The sequence below is a fragment of the Fulvitalea axinellae genome, assembly GCF_036492835.1.
Classification (GTDB): domain Bacteria; phylum Bacteroidota; class Bacteroidia; order Cytophagales; family Cyclobacteriaceae; genus Fulvitalea; species Fulvitalea axinellae.
This window is the reverse complement of the sequence record NZ_AP025314.1, coordinates 4,585,474-4,607,469: the sequence shown is the minus strand read 5'-3', so window position 1 is coordinate 4,607,469 and position 21,996 is coordinate 4,585,474. Positions and strand designations below refer to the sequence as shown.

The following is a 21,996-nucleotide window of genomic DNA, read 5'->3' as shown; positions in this document are numbered from 1 at the left end:
CGGTTTAGTTTCGGATCGGTTTTCCTCTTTGGAGCACGGCCTGTATCCGTTCCAGCGTTTTCTTTTCTCCCGTTAGGGAAAGGAAAGCCTCGCGTTCCAGATCGAGCAGGTATTGTTCAGAAACTTCCGCAGGGGCCGACAAGTCACCACCACACATTACGTAAGCCACTTTTTTGCCGATTTTAGCGTCGTGGTCGGAGATGTAGTTGCCCAAACGCATTCCGTGGATTCCGGCCAGGAACATCGCCATGCCTCCCCTGCCTTCGACTTTGATGTCGTTGCGCGGGGCCGGGCGGGTGTAGCCGGCTTCGGCCAGTTCGAGCACTTTGATCTTGGCGTCGGCGATCTGTCGGGCTTTGTTGACGGTGATCGAGTCGTGTTCGGAAAGAATGCCCATATTTAGCGCCTCGTGAGCCGATGTGGCCACTTTCGCTGTCGCGATATTCATAAAGGCTTCTTGCAAACGGTTGTATTCCACATCGCCTTTGATGGCGGAATCGGCGGTGCGGAGAGCCATTTCTTTGGTTCCGCCACCGGCGGGAATCAGTCCGACCCCAACTTCCACAAGGCCGATATAAGTTTCGGCGGCAGCCTGTACGGCGTCGGCGTGGAGAGTGATTTCGCAACCGCCGCCAAGCGTCATTCCATGCGGAGCCACGACTACGGGAATATCGGAATAGCGGGCGCGCATCATGCAGTTTTGGAAAGCACGTACCATGAAGTCGATTTCGTCGAATTCCTGTTCCACGGCGTTCATGAATATCAGCCCGAGGTTGGCGCCGGCGGAGAAATTCGCCCCTTCGTTGCCGATGATCAGGCCACGGTGGCTCTTTTCGGCAATCTCGATCGCTTTGTTGATGCCCTCGATCACTTCACCGCCCAGAGTATTCATTTTGGTGTGGAACTCAAGGTTGAGTACGCCGTCGCCGATATCGAAGAGAGAAACGCCGGTGTTGCTCCATACAACGTTGTTTTGGCGGAGATTGTCCAGCAGAATCATGCCTTCAGTGCCCGGAACCGGTTTATAAGACTTGCTCTGGATATCGTAGAATTTCCGGACTCCGTTTTCGACTTTGTAGAACGTCTCGCATCCGGCTTCCTGCATTTCGTAGAACCAGTTGGCGGGTTTGTAACCGGCCTCTTCCATCGCCTTGACGATCTTTTTGGGCTTGACTGAATCCCAAGTTTCGAACGGCCCCATTTCCCAACCGAAGCCGGCTTTTAGGGCTTCGTCTATCTTATAAATATGGTCGGTGATTTCGGGAATGCGGTTGGTGACGTAGCGGAACAATCCGAAGAATGAATCGCGGTAGAACTCGCCGGCTTTGTCTTGGCCAGAGAAAAGGATCTTGAAACGGTCCTTGACTTGGTCGATGGACTTTGTCATTTCCAACGTAGGGAACGCGCTTTTCTGTTTTGGCCGGTATTCCAGCGTCTCAAGATCAAGCGTCAGGATTTGTCTTTGGCCTTTTTCGTCCTTGGTCTTTTTATAAAAGCCTTGTTTGGTCTTTTCGCCAAGCCAGTTGCGCTCCATCATAGTGCCGATGACTTCCGGGAGCTTGAATATTTCCCTTTCCTCGTCATGCGGTAACGCTTGGTAGAGGTTGTCGGCGACTTTGGCCAAAGTGTCGAGTCCGACAACGTCTGAAGTCCGGAAGGTGGCGGATTTCGGGCGTCCGATTACGGGGCCAGTCAGTTTGTCAACCTCGTCGATGGTAAGGCCGAGCTTGTTCATCGACTGCACGACTTTCATTATGGAATAAATCCCGACCCGGTTGGCGATAAATGCGGGAGTGTCTTTGCAATGGACGACGGTTTTGCCAAGGTAGCGATCGCCGTATTGGCCGAGGAAGTGAATGACGGTAGGGTCTGTCTCGGGCGTCGGGATTATTTCAAGAAGCTTGAGATAGCGTGGCGGGTTGAAGAAGTGCGTACCGCAGAAGTGTTTGCGGAAATCGTCGCTCCGGCCTTCGGCCATCATGTGGATAGGGATGCCGGATGTGTTGGAAGTGATAAGAGTGCCGGGAGTCCGGTACTTTTCCACGTTTTCGAACACTGACTTTTTGATGGCCAAGTTCTCCACCACGGCTTCGATGATCCAATCGTATTTGCCGAGGCGCGGCATATGGTCGTCAAAATTGCCTGTGGTAATCCTTTTGGCGAAGGCCTTGTCGTAGAGTGGTGACGGGTTGGTCTTGATGGCGGTTTTTAGCGCCTCGTCGGTAACGCGGTTGCGGACGGCGGGGTTGTCGAGCGTCAGGCCTTTGGCTTTTTCCTTTTCGCTCAATTCCCTAGGGACGATGTCCAGCAACAGCACCTCCGCTCCGATGTTGGCGAAATGGCAGGCTATGCGGGAGCCCATCACGCCGGAGCCCAGGACGGCCACTTTCCGGATTGATCTTTTCATTTTGTTTGGGTTTATGATTGATCGTTATTCGATACAGAGACAGAGTTCTCCCCTTCTAATCCTTCCCCACAAACAGAATGCGTAATATTAGGATGTCAGTCCTCCAGGGAATCGAGCGTTGTTTCTTCGCTCAAATCCAGATTGCGGACCACTTCAAAGACTTTTCCGGCTACCCGTTGCAGATTTTCGAGTTCGTCGTCAGAAATCAGTTTCCGGACGGACTGGTTGAAGCCCATGACCCCCACTTTGGCCAGCTCACGTTTTCTTCTTCCCTCTTCCGTCAGATAGATGTTGACGGTCCGTTTGTCTTCGGAATCTTTCTTCTTATGAATCAGCCCTTCCTCTTCCATGGATTTTAGTATCCGGGTCAGGCTTCTGGGTTCCAAGCCCAGCTTCGGAGCTATTTTGGTGGCGGGCGTTCCTTTTTCGTAATGGATGTTCAGCAATACGAAACCTACCGTAGTGGTAAATCCGTGTTTGTTGGCGTGCTGGTTGTACATGCGGTAGATGGCGTGCCAAACGGATTTGAAGATATAATCAACGGATTCTTCGCGTGTCATATCGGTAGGTTTTCAGGTCATTGGCCTAAGTGCTTGTCTTTTAAGTTAATGAATAATATTATGCATGCATAACAGTTTGCAAAAAATATGCAGAAATGATTTTTTTATATAAAAAGAATTAGAATTTATGATCAGTTGAAAAAAGTATGGGCAAAAATTAAGCCCGCCATATGGCGGGCCTAAATATTTTGTATGTCAGGAAGTATGGCTTACATTTTGTCCAATACGTCCATTACTTCTTTAACGTGCTTCTCAGAAGTTTTGAGCAACGCCATTTCGTCCTCGTTCAAGTCGAGTTCGATGATCTTCTCGATACCGTTCTTTCCGAGGATTACAGGAACACCGAGGTAGCAGTTGTCGATACCGTACTCACCTTCGAGCTTAACGCAAACTGGGAATACGCGACGCTGGTCTTTCAATATGGCCTCAGTCATTTGAGCAGCGGCCGAACCTGGAGCATACCAAGCCGAAGTACCCATCAACTTAACCAATTCTCCGCCACCAGTTTTGGTACGCTGAACGATAGCTTCGAGAGTTTCCTCGTCGATGAGCTCAGTTACAGGGATACCGCCTACAGTGGTGTAACGTGGCAACGGAACCATAGTGTCGCCGTGTCCGCCCATCAATACAGCCTGGATGTCCTTTGGAGAAACATTCAAAGCCTCGGCCAAGAAAGCTCTGTAGCGGGCGGTATCGAGGATACCAGCCATACCCATTACTTTAGTGCGAGGGAACTGTGATGTGATGTGCGCCTGGTAAGTCATCACGTCAAGCGGATTCGAAACGATGATGATGATGGCTTCAGGAGAATGCTTGATTACGTTTTCAGTTACGCTCTTAACGATACCGGCGTTGGTAGCGATAAGGTCGTCACGGGTCATGCCGGGTTTACGAGGCAGACCTGATGTGATTACGACAACGTCAGAGTTCGCGGTCTTAGAGTAATCGTTAGTAGAACCAACAGTACGGGTGTCGTACAGGTTGATAGGTGCTTTTTGCCAGATATCAAGGGCTTTGCCTTCGGCAAAACCTTCTTTGATATCAACCAAAACTACTTCGTTGGCGATTTCTCTGTAAGCGAGAACGTCCGCGCAGGTAGCTCCTACGTTACCGGCACCGACTACGGTCACTTTTGCCATAACAGTATGTGTTTTTTTGGATTTTAACGTCATTGACTAAGAGCAAACTTACCAATAAGAGTGCAACTTAACTAACTGATTCGATATGATTTTGGTCACTAAATATCCATGATATGGCCCTTGTTTTATGGAGTAATGACAGATTGAGTGGGAAAAGCAACAATTCTGGATATTTCGGCAATTATAATATAGATGTAGGTGGGGAAGATAGCGGACGGTTTATTAGGCGTGGGGGACTAGGTTCGCTTCGACGGATACTGAGAGCGGGATTTGAAGGCTGAAAACGGAGCCTTTTCCTTCGGTGCTTTCACAATGGACTTCGCCACCCAAGCGGTCAATTATTTTTTTGACGATGGAAAGCCCGAGACCGCTGGATTTTTCCCCTCCCGTGGGTTGCGGGGAAAGCTTTGAGAATTTCATGAAGAGTTTTTTTCTGTCCTCCGGAGAAATTCCCGGTCCTTGGTCCTCAACCTCCCAAGTGATGTGCTCCCCTGTGCGCTGGATTCTTACTGACACGCTTTTTCCTTGCGGGGTGAATTTGATGGCGTTCGAGAGAAGGTTGCCGATGGCCTGTTTGATCAGGCGGGGATCCGTGTCGATAATAAATGGACCTTCTTTGTAATCGACATTTACAGTAATGCGTTTACGGCTGGCATGCGAGGCTTCGCTTTCGATGGCAGAATCGCTTATTGCCGCCAAGTTTACTTGCTTCAGTTCCAGAGTAACATGTTTTTGGTCTAGAGCGTCGGCATCCAAGAGCCTTTGGATAAGGTCGTCGCCGTCACTGACGACCTTTTGGATCATCTGGAGGTATTTTCTTTGATCGACGGAAAGGTTGTCGTCCATGGCCAAAAGCTCGCTGAGGCCGAGAATATTGTTGAGGGGCGACCTTAAGTCATGAGCGACAATGCGGATGATTTCGTTTTTTTCCCTGATTTGTTCTTCCAGGGCTTCATTGCTGAGCAGTAGTTCGTCGTTCTTTTTGTCCAGATATTTCTGATGGCGTTGCATCATGACGCGTTGCGTCTTTAGTTGCTTGTTTTTGTGGTCAAGCATTAGGTTCATACGCTTTTGTCTATAGCTCTGACGAGCCAAAAAGAACAGCAAAGCGCCCAAAGTGGCCAAACTGAGCAACAGGGCGCCGACCTGGTTGTCGCGCTCTTGCAACTCGGATTGGTTGATTTGTTCCTGCTTCTTTAGCGATTCTATTTCTTGCTGTTGCCATTCTAGTTTGGCGACCGGCGCCTTATCGTGAACGCCCGCATGTGGCGAGCCAGAAGCCAGAGGCAACTGCAACAGACTGATGGTGCTTAAAAAAAAAGCAAACAATAGTTTCATACTTTCTGAGCGGGGCTGGTGTCGTAGTATGATACAATATATAAAACAAAGAATAGTAAAAAAAATACAATGAGATTAACGGTTGAAAATATTAGTATGTGATGCAGTGAGTGGATGTAGGTAAATGGCCAGTATAGTTTTCTTTGTGTGGGCGACCGGGCTGGAATCGGTTTAGCTCAGGAAGTGTGGAAAGGTGTTTTTTCTCTTTTTAAGTGCTTTGGAAATGTCTTTTTGGTTAGTGACTAGAGCGTTTCATAATGTTTTCATCCCTTCGGTACAGTTTCTGCATATATCGATAGACTTTCGACTGTTCAGAATAGCTTGGCGAAAGGAGGCGTACTTCTTTCCATTCCAGATTTCCGAGAATTTTTTCCCGTCGGTATTCCCCATTCCGTATTTGGCGTCTTTGTCATAACAGCAGGGCGTGATCTGCCCGTCCCAAGTGATGACGCATGATGTCCACATTTTGAGACATTCATTTGGCCAGTCATTTTTTATGCTCCATTTTCCGTCTGGGTTTTTACGGTAACGACTGTATTTATTATTGGAAGGAATAAGGTCCGAGCCGTTTTCATAATCATAAATCTGGGCCGTCTTTAAGGCCAGATTATCCACTCCTAATGATTTGGCCATCAATCGGGCATCTTGGATTTCATGTTCGTTTTTGCCCGTGACAAGGAACTGCATTTCGATATACGGTTTGTGCGATTTCAGCTTTTTCCGCATTCGGACAAGGTTGGATATTCCGTCTTTCACCTTGTCAAGACTCCCGCCAATCCGGTAACCTTCGTATGTGTTTTGGGTGGTTCCGTCTACGGAAACTATCAGCTTGTCCAATCCGGATTCCACCGTGAGTTTGGCGCGTTTCTCGTCAAGATAATGGGCGTTGGTAGAGGTGGCCGTATACACGTTTTTTCCATGTGCGTATTTGACCATTTTGAAGAAAGATGGGTTGAGGTAAGGTTCTCCTTGAAAATAAAGAAATAAATGGACCAAAAAAGGGGCGAGTTCGTCCAAAACCTGTTCGAAAAGTTCTGGCTTGAGCATTCCGGTCGGTCGGGAGAAACTCCTTAATCCGCTGGGACACTCAGGGCAACGCAAATTACATGAGGTGGTGGGCTCTAACGAGACGGCCGCGGGCATACCGGCGTGAAGCGCTTTGCCTTTTCGCTTAGACATAAAAAACGAACGGTACAGGCGCACTGCGTTCAGAATTTTTTTTGGCGTTAGTTTGCTTGCGAAGTTAAGGTTGTTGCGAAGCCGGGCGCTTAGGTACATATGGGAACGGGTTGGTTTTGGGTGGCGGAAAATATCGACTTCTTAAGACGAATTTCCCACGATTTTTCTAACTTTCTCAACATTATAAATATTAGGCGGGGAGTCTTGTGGCCATTCTTTCTACAGGTTTTGGACCTTTGGATTAATCTCCTTTCACTAAGAACCAACCAGAATTTGGTATGAATAGGAATTTCTTTTTGAGTTTGTTTCTTGCGCTGTTCCTTACGGCTTGTATAAAACCGGAACCACCTGTTTTCAAGAAGATTGAGAATTTGTCGGTTTCCTATGATGAAAGTGTGGAGCTGACAGCCGATGCAGTGCTGTATAATCCAAATAAGCGTTCGGTGAAGCTTAAAGAAGTGAAAATTGACGTTTTGATGGGCAATGAAAGTTGGGGGGGAATAGATAAGGCTTATGATCTGGACATAAAAGCCGAAAGCGATTTTAAAGTGCCTTTTGTAGTCAAGCTTTCCAAAAAGAAAGTTGAGAAAAACCTTTTGGGCTCCATAATGTCCATTTTGGGAGGGAAGAGTACGGAGTTGCGCTTTGTGGGATACGTGAAGGCAAACTCTTACGGCATCAATTTTAAGGTGCCTATAGACGTGAAGAGAAAAGTGAAACTCCGGTAATCTGTCGGACTGTTGTTGAATAAATGAGCCAAGAAAATTCCGAAAACACCCTGATCCGGCGCTACGCCGAAGATCCCGAATTATTGTCGTTTGCTCATGCTCTCCGTGAAGATTCTAAAAATACGGCTGTCAAAGGCTTGGTGGGATCGATGGACAGTTGCGCCGCCGTGGCTTTGGCTTCGGTTTTTTCGGATATGAGGCACGTCTTCGTGCTTCATGACAGGGAAGAGGCCGCTTACTTTCATTCCGATTTGCGAGGGTTGGGGCTGAAAGATACGCTGTTTTTTCCGTCATCTGCCAAAAGGCCTTACCGGCCGGAGGAAACCGAAAACGCCAATGTACTGCAAAGGGCGGAAGTGCTGAACGAACTGAACCAACGCCTTGACAGGGGTTGGTTGTTGGTCACTTATCCGGAAGCGTTGTCTGAGAAAGTGATCAACAAAAGGTCGCTTAAGACGAACACTTACACCGTAAAAGAAGGTGACGAAATCGATGTCGAATTCCTTTGCGAGATGTTGGTCGATTATGGTTTCGAACGGTCGGATTTTGTTTACGAAGCCGGACAATTCGCTGTCAGGGGTGGCATTATCGATATTTATTCCTACTCGGCGGACTTTCCTTTCCGTATCGAACTTTTCGGGGACGAAGTGGAAAGCGTCCGGAGTTTTGATCCGGAAACACAGCTTTCGGTCGAATCTGTCGGGCGTTTTGATTTGATCCCTGACGTTCAGACTAAACTTACCGAAGAGCGCAGGGAATCGTTTCTGGATTTTATCCCGGAATCCTCAGTGCTTTGGTTCAAAGATTATCAGCTGACGCTGGATGTGCTGGAAAAAAGCTTTGAGAAAGCGGGAGAAAAATTCGAGGAGATAACCGCCAAGCACGAGGCTCAGGTCGTGTTGTCTCCGGAAGACCTTTACGAAACCGCTGATGCCTTCGCCAAAAAATCCCTTGATTTCAGGCGGGTGGAGTTCGGTAACCGGTTTTATCTGGATCATTCCAAAGTTTTCGAAAGGCAAGCGGAAGCTCAGCCGTCTTTCAATAAGAATTTTGAGCTTTTGGCCGAAAATCTGGATGAAAACAGCGCCAAAGGATTGGATACGTTTCTGGTTTCGGACTCGGAAAAACAACTGGAAAGATTGCGCAAAATCTTCGAGGAAATAAGTCCCAATACCAAATTTGAAATCGGGCGGAATGACCTTCGGGCAGGTTTTGTGGATAAAACCCAAGGAGTAGCCTGTTATACTGATCATCAGATTTTTGAAAGATTCCATAGATTTAAAACCAAAGAAAAACATACTCGCTCCCGGGCAATGACGCTCAAAGAGCTTCGTTCGCTGAAAACCGGCGATTTCGTGACGCATGTCGATCACGGGATCGGGCGGTTCGCAGGGCTTGAACTGGTGGATGTGAACGGCAGAAAGCAGGAATCCATCCGCCTAATTTATAAAGGTGACGATCTGCTTTATGTGAGTCTGCACGCATTGCATAAAGTGTCCAAATATTCGGGCAAAGAGGGCGTGCCTCCGGCGATGAGCAAGCTTGGCTCCCAAGAATGGAACAATAAGAAAAAACGAGCCAAGAGCAAGGTCATGGACATTGCCGATGATCTGATTAAGCTATACGCCCGACGCAAGAACGCCCCCGGCTTTGCGTTTCCCACCGACGATTTTATGCAGGCCGAGTTGGAGTCGTCGTTTTTGTATGAGGACACTCCGGACCAAGCCAAAGCCACAAAGGAAGTGAAAGCCGATATGGAATTGGCCCACCCAATGGACAGGTTGGTTTGCGGAGATGTAGGCTTTGGTAAGACGGAAATCGCAATCCGGGCCGCCTTCAAGTCTGTGGCCTCCGGCAAACAGGTTGCCGTTCTGGTTCCGACGACTATCCTGGCTATGCAACATCACCGTACTTTCTCCGAACGGTTATCTAATTTTCCCGTGAGGGTGGAATACATTAACAGGTTTAAGTCCGCCAAGCAAGTTCGGGAAATCTTGACCGATTCTGCGGAAGGTAAGGTCGATATACTTATCGGAACGCACCGCTTGGCTAACAAAGACGTCAAGTTTAAGGATTTGGGTCTGATGGTAATTGACGAAGAACAGAAGTTTGGAGTCAAAGTAAAGGAAAAGCTCAAGGAGATGCGGGTGGATGTGGACGCCCTGACGCTCACGGCCACTCCGATTCCACGAACGTTACACTTTTCGCTAATGGGCGCCCGCGACCTTAGCGTTATTTCCACTCCGCCACCAAACCGTCAGCCCGTTACTACGGAGATTCACACTTTTGGGGAAGCGGTTGTCAGAGATGCCGTCAGCTATGAGTTGAGAAGGGGCGGACAAGTCTTTTTCGTACATAATCGCGTGGAGGATATCGAGTCAATAGGGGCGCTGATCAAACGTCTCGTGCCTGATGCTCGGATAGCGGTGGCCCATGGCCAAATGGAAGGGGCGAAGTTGGAGCGTGTGATGGTCGATTTTATCGATGGCGCATACGATGTGTTAGTTTCGACAAATATCATCGAGTCCGGTTTGGATATTCCGAACGCCAATACGATTGTGATCAACCAAGCGCACATGTTCGGTTTGTCCGATCTTCACCAGATGCGCGGGCGGGTCGGGCGTTCAAACCGTAAGGCCTTTTGTTACCTGCTCTCACCGCCGGTTTCTGTTATGACTGGAGAGGCTAGAAAAAGGCTCAGTACGCTAGAAGAGTTTTCCGATCTCGGTGACGGATTCAAAGTGGCGATGCGCGACTTGGATATCAGGGGCGCCGGAAATTTGCTCGGAGCCGAACAAAGTGGATTTATTACTGATTTAGGCTTCGAAATGTATCATAAAATATTGGACGAAGCCGTTAAAGAATTAAAAGAAACCAAATTCAAAGAGCTGTTTGCCAATGAGGTGAAAAAGGAAGAGAAGCCGAAACCTTTTGTGGAGGATTGCAACGTCGAGACGGATTGGGAGCTTTTAGTTCCAGAGGATTACGTTTCCAATACGGCCGAACGCTTGGGACTTTACACGCGATTAGATAAAATCAAGGAAAAAGACAAGTTGGATGAGTTTGTAAAAGAACTTAAAGACCGTTTCGGAAAGTTGCCTAGGCCTGTGGAAGATTTGGTGAAAACAATTCGGGTCAGGTGGCAAGCCCAGTCGATGGGTTTTGAAAGGCTCACGATGAAAGGCGGAGTGATGCGAGGATATTTCGTTTCGGAAAAACATGACACGTATTTCCAATCGCCTGTTTTTGGAAAGATTTTGTCTTTTGTTCAAAAGAATCCAAAAAAGTCAAAATTAAAAGAGTTGAAAGGGCGCCCAATGTTGGTTGTCCAAGAGGTGACCGACGTAGATGAGGCATTAGGCCTTTTTGAAAATATACAAGCGGATTGATTGCCACTTAGCGTCAAATAATTCAATTTTGTGCTTTTCGGAAACTTGTGATAATGGGGCCGGAAAAGGTTTTCAGGGCCATTTGCTTACACTAACGACAGGCACATTTAACATTCGAATAATCACAAAGCTTGGTATCAAGGCATTAACTCATTATATTAGTGAACATTTACAGGGTATTGAATAAAAAATTGTCAGTTATGAGAAATTCATGGCGTAGGATCCGGTCAGGCCTCATGGCCGCACTTGGCGTGGCTGTTTTAGCCTCGTGCGGAGGGTCCGGGCACCGCACGGCGCAACATCCGGGGCCGATGAGTACGGTGACCGGCATGGAGTACAACGAGGACGACGGGTTCCAGGTACAGGACTTCAGAGGGCAGCCGCATGCTCCGAACATGGTGTTCATAGAGGGCGGACGGACTACTTTGGGGTCGTACGAGGAAGATGTGATGCACCTTCGCGACAACCGCGAAAGAACGGTGTCGGTAGCTTCGTTTTACATGGACATGACCGAGATTACCAATTTGCATTGGTTGGAGTACATGCACTATGTGGAGCAAAGTGACTCTTCGAGGGCCTTTATCAACAGTACGTTGCCTGACACTACGGTATGGGCTTCCGATTTGGCTTTCAATGACCAGTATGTGGACCATTACTTGCGCTACCCGGGCTTCCGCTACTATCCTGTAGTCGGTGTTACTTGGGAGCAGGCTTCGGACTACTGTACTTGGAGAACGAATTTTGTGAACTATCGTCTTGCTGAAGACGAGGGAGTGGAAGTGCCAACCGATGGAGGACGTGTTCCTTTGGAATCGGGTGTGGTATTGCCGGCTTTCAGGTTGCCTACCGAGGCTGAGTGGGAATATGCCGCTTACGCTCAAATTGGTACAACTTACGAAGACGAGAACCAGACGCACAGACGTCAATATCCTTGGGACGGACACGCTGTTCGTAACCCATACGGAAAAGAGCAAGGACAGATGTTGGCCAACTTCCGTAGGGGTAAAGGTGACTACGCTGGTATCGCCGGTAAGTTGAATGACCGCGCTATGATTACGGCCCAAGTTTACGCTTACCTTCCGAATGATTTCGGTCTTTACAACATGGCGGGCAACGTAAACGAATGGTGTCTCGATATGTACCGTCCATTGTCGTTCCAAGATATGGACGATTTGAACCCGTACAGGGGCTCAGATGTTCGTGACGAGGAAACGCGTTATGACTATAAGTCACATAACTCTATGATCAATAACAAATCAAGAGTTTACAAAGGCGGTTCTTGGAAAGATGTCGCTTACTGGTTGTCTCCTGGTACACGCCGTTTCATGGCTCAGGATTCTAGTACATCGACTATTGGTTTCCGTTGCGCTATGATTAGTGCTGGACGTATCGGTACTTCTGACGAGCGTTAATAGATTACGACCACAAGAGTTTATCTGACATTTCAGAATATATAAACCGGGCCTAATGCCCGGTTTTTTTGTGTCTATACAGTAACTAAAGGAATGGCGCTTGTGATAATATAGGGTTTACTGAAAAAGTAAAAACCACAAGATTATCAGTGGATTAGGTAGCTTGTTTCCCTTTCCAAAGCACAGGGAATATTCGTAAATTGGCCATAGAAAGGACTGAGAGCATTTTTTCCCTTGCACCTATGATCAAGACAAGTTCCTCGCAATTGAGTATAGAAGGTTTTTTGGACCCGGAAATAGGGCGCCTTAACCCGGAAAACAGATGGGTGAAGTTGGCCAACTCCATCCCCTGGGCGGAATTGGGTTTGGTCTACGAATCGAAAATGTCGACGGGCAAGGGCAGTCCGTGCAAACCGGCCCGGCTGGTCATCGGCGCGCTGATCGTGAAGCATAAGCTGAACGTTTCGGACGCCGAGGCGATAGAACAAATCAAAGAAAATCCGTATCTCCAGTATTTCGTGGGACTCGGCTCGTTCACCACGGAAAAGGCCTTTGACCCTTCGCTGTTCACGACGGTCCGCAAGCGGCTCGGGTACGGGGATTTTAACAGGATGAGTTCGCTTTTGCAACACGAGGGGATCCGTATTGCGGAGGGCGATCGGGATGAAGGGTCCAAAGACGGGCATTCCGGGGACGCCGAAGATGACAAGCGGGTTGTCTCCTGCGACGCGACGGTGGCGCCGCAAGAGATTCCATACCCCACGGACCTTGGGCTGTTGGCTACGGCGAGGGTGCAGTCGGAGAAAATCATCGACCTCCTTTGGCCCGTCGCCAGGGATTCCGGTTTATCCAAAAAGCCCCGGACTTACCGGGATAAAGCCCATAGGGAATATGTCGGGGCGACGAGAAAAAAGAGGAAAGGAGCCGAATTCTGGCGCGTGTGCGCACGCCGACAGCTGAATTATCTGGAACGGAACCTACGGCATATCGACAGCCTCATAGAGGCCAACAAGGGCGTTATACGCCTAAAAAGCAGGTTTTTGAAGATTCTGATGGTGCTTCACGAAATCGCCAGGCAACAGTCGCTCATGCTGGAGACCGGTGCCAACAGGGTGGACGGCCGCATCGTGAACGTCTTCCAGCCCCATGTCCGGCCGATAGTCCGGGGCAAAAACGGAAGCGACACCGAGTTCGGCGCCAAATTGTCCGTAAGCCTTCACGAAGGCTATTCCTATCTGGACAAGGCGCAATGGGACGCTTACTACGAGGGTGACGCGGAAGTGATCCGCGGGCACATCGACAGTTTCGGGGAGAGAAACCCGGAAATGAAGCTCGGCAAATTCGTCGGGGACAAGATTTACGGAAACAGGAACGCCCGGCAGACCATGTCCGGCGCGGGTGTGGAATTCGTGGGCTCCCCGTTGGGAAGGCCTCCCTCAAGTCCCGAAAAAATCAGGGAACGCAAGGAAAACCGGACGCTTCACCAACGGCACCGGAGCAGGGCGGAAGGAAAATTCGGGGAAGTGAAACGGGGACACGGATTGGACAAAATACAGGCAAGGAGAGCGGACACTTCGCTTTCATGGATCGCCTGCATTTTCTTCGTGTCCAACTTGAAAAGATTTCAGAGCGAAATCTTTTTTGACCTTGTTTTCCTGAGCTGGAAATACGGAACATGGCTTCAAGACAGCGAAAAGAAATAGGAAAGGACTGCCTGGCCAATATCCTAGCCGGGTAGGCCCCTGGGCTTTTTCAGTAAACCCTAATATAGGCAGGTGTTTGGTCTTGGTATAAGTGATGGCGCAATACGCCGTATGGAGGGATTTATGCCTAATGGATAACTCTTTATCCTTCCTTAGTGATTTGTTGGATACGAAAAAAGGGCCTAATGGCCCTTTATGAAAAATAAGATTGTTTATCCCGATCAAAAGCGGAACTGCAACTGCATACGAAGCATACTACCCGCAAATTCGTCGGAACCATCCACTGAGTCGGCGTATTTTCTATCCATGAAAGAATACATGCCCACTAGTTCGATCGCTTTGTTGATCTGCCACTCCATACCTATGTCAAAGTCGTTGACTTTGTAGGCTCTGGCATCTTGCTCGAATTTTTTTCCACCGTCATAACGTTGCCACTTGACAAACGGGAAGAACACGCCATGCGAGGTTTCCGCACGGTACATGGCTTGGATATATCCGCCGTGCAAAGGCTTTTCCTTAATTGTGTTAGACTCTGGATCGTACTCCGGGCCTTCGCCAATATTGTATTCCGCTTGGAGGCCGAAAGGTTGCGGATACATAACGAAACTTGCTCCCACGCGTCTGTCATTGAAAGCGTAATCGCCGGCCCAGCTTTGCTCTTCTCCGTTTTCTCCCACTTTAACGTCTTCTGCGATTTTGGAATCGAAAGGAGTGTACTTTCCGATCATTCCTTGGATACCGACTTCTACAAGTTGTCCGTTGGAGAACTCGAAAGGATATGTCAGCCTAGAGACAATGTGCTTGTATTTGTTCTCGTCTGGGTCGGAAGTGTTTTGTCCGTTGATAACTGCAAGAGCAAACATTCCGTAATCGCCGGAGTGTTTGAGGCCTTCTCTTTTGATTCTGTTGAAACGTTCTTTAACGATTGTTGGCGTCCAGAAAAAAGTTACGCCCATGTCCCGTTCTCCGTTAAAAGCGCTGTTAGTCGGGTCGGCCCGGTCAAGCGCTAAACGGTTGGAGGATGACTGCATATTCTCGAATCCGTAAGGCACTTTGCTCAATCCGAAGCGCAGACGGTAGGTCTTGTCATTGTTAAGATAAAGGTCAGAATAGGCGTCTTTGAGGACTACTTTGCTTCCGGCAAAATCACTTTGGACGTACACATAAACTTTATCGGTCACGAACCCCGAAATCTTGACACGGGCCCTTCGGAATGAAAATCCGGGATCGCCTTCAATATTTTTGTCCGCTTGGTCGATTCTCAGCTCATCGCTAGTCTGGAAAGCGCCGTTGTAACGTAATTGGAAATAACCGTTGATTTTGAGTTTTTTGAACCACGCCAAGTTGGCAATTTGATCCACAGGTTTTAAAACGTCTGTTTTTTTTGTGGAATCTGGTTCGGTAGGAATTTTTTCGGTTGTGGTTGCGAAAACACCCGTACTGATAAATGTCAGCAACAGGAATCCCGCAAACCAGGATAAACATCTTTTCATTTCAATATTCGTAGGTATGGCGTTGTTTACAGTGAAAACCAGCATATGAAAAACGCTCAATTTTCCCTGATCGTTTGTCGTTCTTTATTTAGATGATTAAATAATCATCAAGGAAATAATAGATAACATATATCCTCTTTTTGGCGAAGATATTCCTACAAGATTATCTAATGAGGAATTATCCGTTAAGTAAACGTTAATTGTTTGAATTTAACGTGTTTTTTTTCCGTAATAAGTAAAATATGGGTTTATAATATGATTATTGGAGTCTTGATATTTTTTGTTATAGAAAAAGAGTCCAAAAAATAAAGGCTATCCGGGAAGGATAGCCTTTTTGATACGGTAACTGAAAAGGAAATATTATCGTTTATGAGAACCGCCATGCCCTCTGCCTTTGTTATGTCCCCTGCCTTTTTTTCCGGCCATTTTATGTTTGGCCCTTCCGGCCATGGCGTCAAATTTTAGGCGTTGTTCCTCTGTCAACTCAGAGCGAATAGCTTGGCGAGAAGCCGCTCTTACTTTCATCATCGCAGCCATATTGGCGGAAAGCTCGTCAATTTTTTTGTTTATTGACCTCAAGTTCGGCTTGGCGGCTTCCTGAAGGCTTTCGAGTTCGGCTTTCAATACCCGTTGCTTGTTACGCAGTGGTTGCGATTCTTTCATAGCGTCGAGTTTGATTTGCTTGAGCTTTTCTTTTTGGGCATCCGTAAGCTCAAGACTTTGGAACTTGTCACGCCCCTTACGGCGAAAGTCTTTCTTGCCTTTCGTTCCCGCTTCCGGGCGGTTGGCGATAAGTTCCGCAGGAACATCTTCATTGTCTAGAGGAGCGGGCATTTCCTGAGCGTTGGCAAAGAAAGGAACACTGAGAAGAGCCGATAGGATAAATGCGAATGTACGTTTCATAGTATCTTAAATTTGTGTTTTCGTTTTGTTTGGCTCTTTGACGCGGGTGAGAGTCAGAGGTTTAATCAGGGGAGATGTTAAAAAATGTAAAAATTATTCTGCAGGTAAATTTGGACTATTGAACTTTGACTAATTGTCCCGAAAGCCGGAGTAATTCCACCTCTGCCAATTTTGCCTCGGATTGGGCTGTTACCAAGTTGCTACGAGCTTTGAGCAGGTTTAATTGCGCTTCTCGAAAATCGGTGGCGGTAAGTTGGCCGAGGTTGTAACGCTCTTTTACTTGTTCGAAGTTGATTTCGGTCACCGCTAAGTTATTTCGCTGGACTTTCAGTTTATAGAGGTTGTTTTGGTAGACTGTCCAAGCGTTTTCCAAGTCCCGCTCGATCTGTAAAAGCGTATTGGCGACTTGAAGCTCGTCGTTCATCACCTGTATTCTGGCGTTCTTCCTGCGGATGCGTTGCTGGTTTCCGTCGAAGATATTGTAAGAGAGGGTGAGCCCGCCGGAGTAATTGCCGGAAGGGTCGTCGAACTCCACGTCAAAGGAATCCGCGACTTGGTTCCAGTTGTAACCCGTGTTGAAATCCAGTCGGGGCATTTTGGTGGAATTAATGATCTTTCTGTCGAGTTTGCTGATTTTAAGCTGTCGCAGGGACTGGAGGTATTGGGCGTTTTCGGCCAAGGTTTGTTCCCGGAGGCTAAGGCGTTCGAGTTTTTTAAAGCCGGGGATTTCCATGCTGATCTCGAAATCAACAGTGGCGGAACGGCCCAGAAAGATATTCAGGTTGTGTTTAAGCTCATCGTATTGGCGTTTGGCGTCGAGTAATGTCAGGCTGTCATTGCTTAAATCGACTTGGGCTTGGAGTACGGCGACTTTGGTGTCGTTGCCGAATTCGAACCGGGCTTCGGCCCGGGCCACCCGTTCTTGTGAGATCTTCAGACCCTCTTTGGCGATATCGAAGTTTGAGGCGGCGGTGTAAAGTTGGTAATAAGCGCTGGCCAATTGCGTTAGCACATTTTCGATATCGAAACGTTCGGTGACGGAGGCCAGATCTTTTTCGTTTTTGAGTTTTCGGTAGGTATTGACGTTCGAAAGTCCGTCGAAAAGGGTATAGGTTAGATTAATGCCCGTTGAGGTGGACATCGATTCGTTTTCCAGCTTTCCGAAGTTCGGGTTTTGGACGGTTCCTTTTTGGTAGTTAAATGAGCCGGAAGCGTCCACTTTCGGATAGAATCCAGCGTTGCCGATGGCCTCGTTGTTGTCGGCTATTTTTGTGTTGTTCCGGAAGGTTTTGATATTGAGATTGTACTCCAGAGCCAGCGAAACGGCATCTTCGAAGCTGAGCAGGCTTTTACTTTTCTCTGTTTGGCAAAATGCTGTTCCCAGTGAGAATAGGCTGAGGAATAACAAACCGAATGACTTTTTTAGAAATGTTGTCATTTGTCTTCGCCTCCTTTCTCTTCGCTTTCTTTGGCTTCCTCTTCAATGTGAATTCCACGTAATGCGGGCTCCACTTCTTCCGGACTTTTATTTTTTCCTGTCCAAATCCAAATGATTTTTCTTCGGGCCGAATTTCCGACCAGAAGAAGAACAGGCAGAACGATAAGTGTCAGGAACGTGGCAACGATAAGTCCGTAGCTTAGGGAAATGGCCATCGGCACTACAAACTCCGAATCCGTATTGGAGAAGAAAATGGCCGGCATAAGGCCGACAACGGTGGTGAGCGTGGTCAGTATAATGGGCCGGAAACGGGAAACGGCGGCTTCGTAGACGGCGTCGTTGAGTTTCATCCCGTGGGCGATATTGTGGTTCATGGCTTCGACCAGAACGATAGAGTCGTTGATCATGACGCCGATTAGGGCGACCATGCCGAGGTAAGAAGTCAAATCCACGCCGTAGCCGTGCAGAAAATGCCCCCAGCCTACGCCGATCATGCCCAGAGGGACAAGCAGGAAGATAACGCCGGCCTGAAGTACGGAACGGAACGTCCAAACCACGATGGCCAGAATAATGAAAACGATAATCGGCACGACTTTGAGCATTGAGTCGTAGGTTTCTTTCAGGCGTTCGTCCCGGCCACCCTTGATAATACTGATTCCGGGATATTTGGCTTCGACCTCGGGAATAATCCGGTTGTCGATTTCCGATTTGATATCGTTGAGGTTGGCTTGTTTGCTGGCCAAATCCGCCATTACGGCGATATTGCGCTTGCCGTTTAGATGGTTGATGGAGACTAGGCTTCGGGTAAAACGCATATTGGCGACTTCGGAAAGCGGGACCTCGCGCCCGTCCGACAGGCGGATATGGATGTTTTCGAGTTGCCCGACCGTGGCTCTTTCCTCTTTTTTGTACCGCACGTATATTTTCACCTCGTCTTCTCCGCGGGTTAGGCGTTGGGCTTCTTCTCCGAAATAGCCTTGACGCACTTGCGAGATAACCTCTTCCAATGTGATGCCCAGCAAATAGGCTTTGGGTTTCAGGGTGATTTCCACTTCCCGTGTGCCCAAGACGTCGTCGTCTTCCACATTTTTCAGGTCGGAAAGCTGTTTTAGTTCAGCTTTGAGATATTCTTTCGCCTCCGTCAGTTCCTCTAGGTTGTAGCCTGAAATATTTAGGAAGACAGGCTTGCCGTAGCGAGTTTCTTTCGCGAAGTTGACTTTCTCGGCTTCTGGGATTTCACCTACTTTTTTGCGCCAAGCGCTGGCGAACTCTTCCGAAGTAAAATCCCGTTCGTCGGTATTGACCAAATAGGCCGAGACTTCGCCGGCGTTGGTGCCTTTGATGCTTTCGGTTATAAACTTTACGGCTTCGTTGTCTTTGCTTCGGGCGTCGAATTCCACGGAGGTTTCCCGGGCTTTTTCTTCCAAAAGATCCAGATATTTTTGAGTGACGGTTTCGGAAGTGCCCGGCGGCATTTCAAGCGTTACGGTGGCGGCGCCCAGATCATCGGCGGAAGTGTCGCCCAGGCGGATAATGCCGCCTTGCATGGCGCCGATGGTGATCATCATAATGCCGACGGGCATACAAAGTGTGACAAAGCGATGTCGCATGGCCCAGCGAAGCAGAGGTTCGTAAATAGCGATCCGGACCTTTTTTAACGACCGTTGGCCGACACTTTCTTTTCGGGTTTTTGTTACCGGTTTTAAAGCCTTGGAGTTGGCGATATGGGCGGGTAGCGTGGTGAAACTTTCCAATAGGGAAAATAGCAGAGTAGCGATCACAACTACACCCAATTCCACGAAGAGTTTGCCCAGAATTCCGTCCAGAAAAAAGAAAGTGGCGAAGGCGACCATAGTGGTCAGTACGGCGGAGAAGACTCCGGGCAAGACTTTCATCGTGCCGTCGATGGCGGCGCGGATCCGGGGTTTTCCTTTTTCGTATTCCTGATAAATGCTTTCGCAGATCACAATACCGTCGTCGACCAAAATTCCGACTACGATGATCAGGCCGAAAAGCGAGACGCCGTTGAGGGTGATGCCGTAGGCCGCGCCGATCATAAACATGCCCATAAAACAGATGGGTAATGCGAACGCAACCCAAAAGGCCAAACGGGGATGGAGGAACAGGGACAGAAACAGAAGAACCAAGCCGATACCCAGAACGCCGTTTTGGAGCAGAATATCCATCATAATGGAAATGCCCTCGGAGCGGTCGAGCAGGACGGAGGCTTTGACGTCGTTGTGCTTTTCGTTGTATTCGGCAATAAATTCCCGGACTTGGCGGGCTATTTCCACTACGTCTTCCGTATCGGTGAAATTGACCCGGATGCGGATCGCCGGATTGCCGTTTACGTAGAAGCGGTTTGGCGAGTCGACCCACTCGTCGTTGATGTCGGCCACGTCTTTGAGTGTGACGATTCCGCCCATGGTGTTGCCACGGATCACGATGTTTTCCAGTTCTTCTCCGTAGAATTTCTTTTGGCGGGTCCGGATCATCAGATCTTCTTCCGCTCCGCGAATGGTACCGCCGGTAAGGTCGATGTTGGAACGGCGGACGGCTTGGGCTACTTCGTTAAAAGTAAGGCCGAAACGGCGCAGGTCGGCTTCGCGGAGGGCGATTTCGATTTCTTCGTCGGGAAAGCCGGAAAGCTCCACGTCCGTTACGTCTTTGGTGTTGAGCAGTTCGTTTTCCGCTCTTTGGGCGTAGGTCTTCAGTGTGGCCAAATCCACGTTTCCGCTCAGTGCGAAGTCTACGGCTTTATCCGAGAACGTCCACTTTTCCACCACCGGGTTTTCCATTCCCGAAGGGTAAGAGTTCACGCCGTCGACGGCGTTTTTGACTTCCTGCAAAAGAACATTGATATCGTAGCCACTTTCGGCCTCGACGGTGATAAAGGCGGAGTTTTCGCTGGATACCGAAGTCACTTTATCGATTCCCTTGGTGCCTTTCAGCGCGTTTTCTATTTTCTGGACAACGCCGTTTTCCACCTCTTCGGCCGAAGCGCCGGGATAGACTACCTGTACTTTGATAAACCCGGGCTCGACGGCGGGACTCAGCGTGGCGCGGGTTTGTCGCATGGAGAGGTAGCCGAGCCAAAGGACGGCCACGATCATCAGGTTGCCGGCGATGGGGTATTTGATAAAATAGCTGACGATCTTTTTCATCGTTTCCCCTTTTTGTCTTGCTCTTTTCCCGTTTCCAAGGCGGTGATTTCCGAGCCTTTCCGAAGTCCCGTATTGTCAAGTACCAACAAGGCTCCGGAGGGAAGCCCCTGAATTACGGCCGAATCGCCGTCTATTTGGGCGATATGGACGGCGTGGGGTGTGGCTTTTCCTTTCTCCAGCAAGAATACCTCATTGTTGCGGAGGGCTTTTCTCGGAATCTTCACGGCTTTGGGAACCGATTGCGCTTCGGCACGGCCGGTTAGGAACATTCCTTCTTTCAGGCCCGCTCCCCGCAGGCTGATATAAACTTCCACGCTTTGGGTGGCTTCGTTTATTGAGGAATTGACTCGGACCACTGTGCCCGTCCAGCTCATGTGTCCGGATTCGGATTTTAGAACGGCTTTGTCGCCTTTTTTCAGTTGTTCGGCTTCGTAGAGGCGGAGCGATACTGTAAGCTCGAAATTGTCTGTGCCGATCAGTTCGCCGAGTTTTTGGCCGGTGCGGACCAAAGTGCCGGGCTCGATATTGCTTTCGATCAGTTCGCCGTTGAAGGGCGCCCGGATGGCGTATTTCTGCAGTTGGATTTCCAGAGAGCGGATTTCGAAATACGTGGTCTTGATGTTTTTGGCGAAGACGAAATACTTTTCTTTATCCGTTTTGGCGTCGGGCAGGGGAGGCAAGGGCTTGTTTACGTCGAAATCCCGGATATAATCGCGCCAGCGTTTGTAGCTGTCGGGATAGTCCAGCTTTAGGTCGGGGAGCATTTGCAGGATAAGCGTGGCCAGCTGGCTTTTGCGAGCCTTGAGGTTGTTTTCGGCCTCGCGCCGGTCGATGGAAACCATCAGCTCGCCTTTGCTGTAACGTATGCCTTCGCGGAAGGGTTTGGCCGTTTGGAGCATCCGCCCGTTGACTTCGGCGTAGATTTCGGCACGTTGTATCGCCCTTATTTTCCCTAAAACGGGCACGCTGGTACGTACGGTTTGCGGATGGACCAATAGGGTGGGGACGGAGCGTTGCCTCTCGACGGGCGTTTTCTTTTTGGGCGGTTTTTTGAGCCCCGCCAGATATTGCATCGTAAAAAAAGCGCCGACAAGAACCAGCAGGCCGGCGATCACCATCAGTTTTCGTTTCATCCCTCTTCCG

At 48.8% G+C, this 21,996-nt stretch carries 14 protein-coding genes; 4 read left to right on the top strand and 10 right to left on the bottom strand.

Annotated features, from left to right (window positions below; translation table 11 throughout):
* Nucleotides 1-4: 4 nt before the first annotated feature.
* The 5 genes from AABK39_RS17960 to AABK39_RS17940 all read right to left on the bottom strand — a co-directional run bounded on the left by AABK39_RS17960 (nt 5) and on the right by AABK39_RS17940 (nt 6,722).
* Nucleotides 5-2,407, bottom strand: coding sequence for a 3-hydroxyacyl-CoA dehydrogenase/enoyl-CoA hydratase family protein (locus tag AABK39_RS17960; RefSeq protein ID WP_338392695.1), 2,403 nt, complete (start codon nt 2,405-2,407; stop codon nt 5-7).
* Between the two features lie 95 nt (nt 2,408-2,502).
* Complete coding sequence (locus tag AABK39_RS17955; protein WP_338392694.1) at nt 2,503-2,967, bottom strand: MarR family winged helix-turn-helix transcriptional regulator; 465 nt, start codon at nt 2,965-2,967, stop codon at nt 2,503-2,505.
* Nucleotides 2,968-3,176: 209 nt separating this feature from the next.
* Nucleotides 3,177-4,106, bottom strand: a complete 930-nt coding sequence (gene mdh, locus AABK39_RS17950; RefSeq protein WP_338392693.1) for a malate dehydrogenase — start codon at nt 4,104-4,106, stop codon at nt 3,177-3,179.
* A gap of 222 nt (nt 4,107-4,328) precedes the next feature.
* A complete protein-coding gene (locus tag AABK39_RS17945) occupies nt 4,329-5,444 on the bottom strand; it encodes a sensor histidine kinase (protein WP_338392692.1) in 1,116 nt (371 codons plus the stop codon).
* A 252-nt stretch (nt 5,445-5,696) separates the two neighbouring features.
* Nucleotides 5,697-6,722 (bottom strand): radical SAM/SPASM domain-containing protein, encoded by a 1,026-nt coding sequence (locus tag AABK39_RS17940; protein ID WP_338392691.1) that lies wholly within the window; start codon nt 6,720-6,722, stop codon nt 5,697-5,699.
* Nucleotides 6,723-6,901: 179 nt separating this feature from the next.
* Here AABK39_RS17940 and AABK39_RS17935 point away from each other — a divergent pair, with 179 nt between their 5' ends.
* The 4 genes from AABK39_RS17935 (at nt 6,902) to AABK39_RS17920 (ending at nt 13,855) form a co-directional block, all read left to right on the top strand.
* Nucleotides 6,902-7,351, top strand: a complete 450-nt coding sequence (locus AABK39_RS17935; RefSeq protein ID WP_338392690.1) for a hypothetical protein — start codon at nt 6,902-6,904, stop codon at nt 7,349-7,351.
* A 23-nt stretch (nt 7,352-7,374) separates the two neighbouring features.
* Nucleotides 7,375-10,740, top strand: a complete 3,366-nt coding sequence (gene mfd, locus AABK39_RS17930; protein WP_338392689.1) for a transcription-repair coupling factor — start codon at nt 7,375-7,377, stop codon at nt 10,738-10,740.
* A 200-nt stretch (nt 10,741-10,940) separates the two neighbouring features.
* On the top strand, nt 10,941-12,152 hold the full coding sequence (gene gldJ / locus AABK39_RS17925) for a gliding motility lipoprotein GldJ (protein WP_338392688.1): 1,212 nt from the start codon (nt 10,941-10,943) through the stop codon (nt 12,150-12,152).
* A gap of 242 nt (nt 12,153-12,394) precedes the next feature.
* Nucleotides 12,395-13,855 carry an IS5 family transposase gene (locus tag AABK39_RS17920; RefSeq protein ID WP_338392687.1) on the top strand — a complete coding sequence of 487 codons (1,461 nt, stop codon included), beginning with the start codon at nt 12,395-12,397 and terminating at the stop codon, nt 13,853-13,855.
* A gap of 221 nt (nt 13,856-14,076) precedes the next feature.
* Here the strand turns inward: AABK39_RS17920 and AABK39_RS17915 are convergent, their stop codons facing one another.
* The 5 genes from AABK39_RS17915 to AABK39_RS17895 all read right to left on the bottom strand — a co-directional run bounded on the left by AABK39_RS17915 (nt 14,077) and on the right by AABK39_RS17895 (nt 21,986).
* Nucleotides 14,077-15,348, bottom strand: a complete 1,272-nt coding sequence (locus AABK39_RS17915) for a porin (protein ID WP_338392686.1) — start codon at nt 15,346-15,348, stop codon at nt 14,077-14,079.
* A gap of 360 nt (nt 15,349-15,708) precedes the next feature.
* Complete coding sequence (locus AABK39_RS17910; RefSeq protein WP_338392685.1) at nt 15,709-16,251, bottom strand: Spy/CpxP family protein refolding chaperone; 543 nt, start codon at nt 16,249-16,251, stop codon at nt 15,709-15,711.
* Nucleotides 16,252-16,366: 115 nt separating this feature from the next.
* The gene (locus tag AABK39_RS17905) at nt 16,367-17,689 is read right to left on the bottom strand and encodes a TolC family protein (RefSeq protein ID WP_338392684.1); all 1,323 of its coding nucleotides are present in this window, start codon (nt 17,687-17,689) and stop codon (nt 16,367-16,369) included.
* Complete coding sequence (locus AABK39_RS17900) at nt 17,686-20,853, bottom strand: efflux RND transporter permease subunit (RefSeq protein WP_338392683.1); 3,168 nt, start codon at nt 20,851-20,853, stop codon at nt 17,686-17,688. Before AABK39_RS17900 ends, AABK39_RS17905 begins: the two co-directional genes overlap by 4 nt.
* Nucleotides 20,850-21,986, bottom strand: coding sequence for an efflux RND transporter periplasmic adaptor subunit (locus AABK39_RS17895; protein ID WP_338392682.1), 1,137 nt, complete (start codon nt 21,984-21,986; stop codon nt 20,850-20,852). The genes AABK39_RS17900 and AABK39_RS17895 overlap by 4 nt, the downstream gene beginning before the upstream one ends.
* Nucleotides 21,987-21,996: the final 10 nt, after the last annotated feature.

Bases quoted from the DNA above. Each gene is read 5' to 3' on its own strand.
- AABK39_RS17960 (WP_338392695.1), bottom strand. From the start codon at position 2,407: ATGAAAAGATCAATCCGGAAAGTGGCCGTCCTGGGCTCCGGCGTGATG.
- AABK39_RS17955 (WP_338392694.1), bottom strand. From the start codon at position 2,967: ATGACACGCGAAGAATCCGTTGATTATATCTTCAAATCCGTTTGGCAC.
- mdh (WP_338392693.1), bottom strand. From the start codon at position 4,106: ATGGCAAAAGTGACCGTAGTCGGTGCCGGTAACGTAGGAGCTACCTGC.
- AABK39_RS17945 (WP_338392692.1), bottom strand. From the start codon at position 5,444: ATGAAACTATTGTTTGCTTTTTTTTTAAGCACCATCAGTCTGTTGCAG.
- AABK39_RS17940 (WP_338392691.1), bottom strand. From the start codon at position 6,722: ATGTACCTAAGCGCCCGGCTTCGCAACAACCTTAACTTCGCAAGCAAA.
- AABK39_RS17935 (WP_338392690.1), top strand. From the start codon at position 6,902: ATGAATAGGAATTTCTTTTTGAGTTTGTTTCTTGCGCTGTTCCTTACG.
- mfd (WP_338392689.1), top strand. From the start codon at position 7,375: ATGAGCCAAGAAAATTCCGAAAACACCCTGATCCGGCGCTACGCCGAA.
- gldJ (WP_338392688.1), top strand. From the start codon at position 10,941: ATGAGAAATTCATGGCGTAGGATCCGGTCAGGCCTCATGGCCGCACTT.
- AABK39_RS17920 (WP_338392687.1), top strand. From the start codon at position 12,395: ATGATCAAGACAAGTTCCTCGCAATTGAGTATAGAAGGTTTTTTGGAC.
- AABK39_RS17915 (WP_338392686.1), bottom strand. From the start codon at position 15,348: ATGAAAAGATGTTTATCCTGGTTTGCGGGATTCCTGTTGCTGACATTT.
- AABK39_RS17910 (WP_338392685.1), bottom strand. From the start codon at position 16,251: ATGAAACGTACATTCGCATTTATCCTATCGGCTCTTCTCAGTGTTCCT.
- AABK39_RS17905 (WP_338392684.1), bottom strand. From the start codon at position 17,689: ATGACAACATTTCTAAAAAAGTCATTCGGTTTGTTATTCCTCAGCCTA.
- AABK39_RS17900 (WP_338392683.1), bottom strand. From the start codon at position 20,853: ATGAAAAAGATCGTCAGCTATTTTATCAAATACCCCATCGCCGGCAAC.
- AABK39_RS17895 (WP_338392682.1), bottom strand. From the start codon at position 21,986: ATGAAACGAAAACTGATGGTGATCGCCGGCCTGCTGGTTCTTGTCGGC.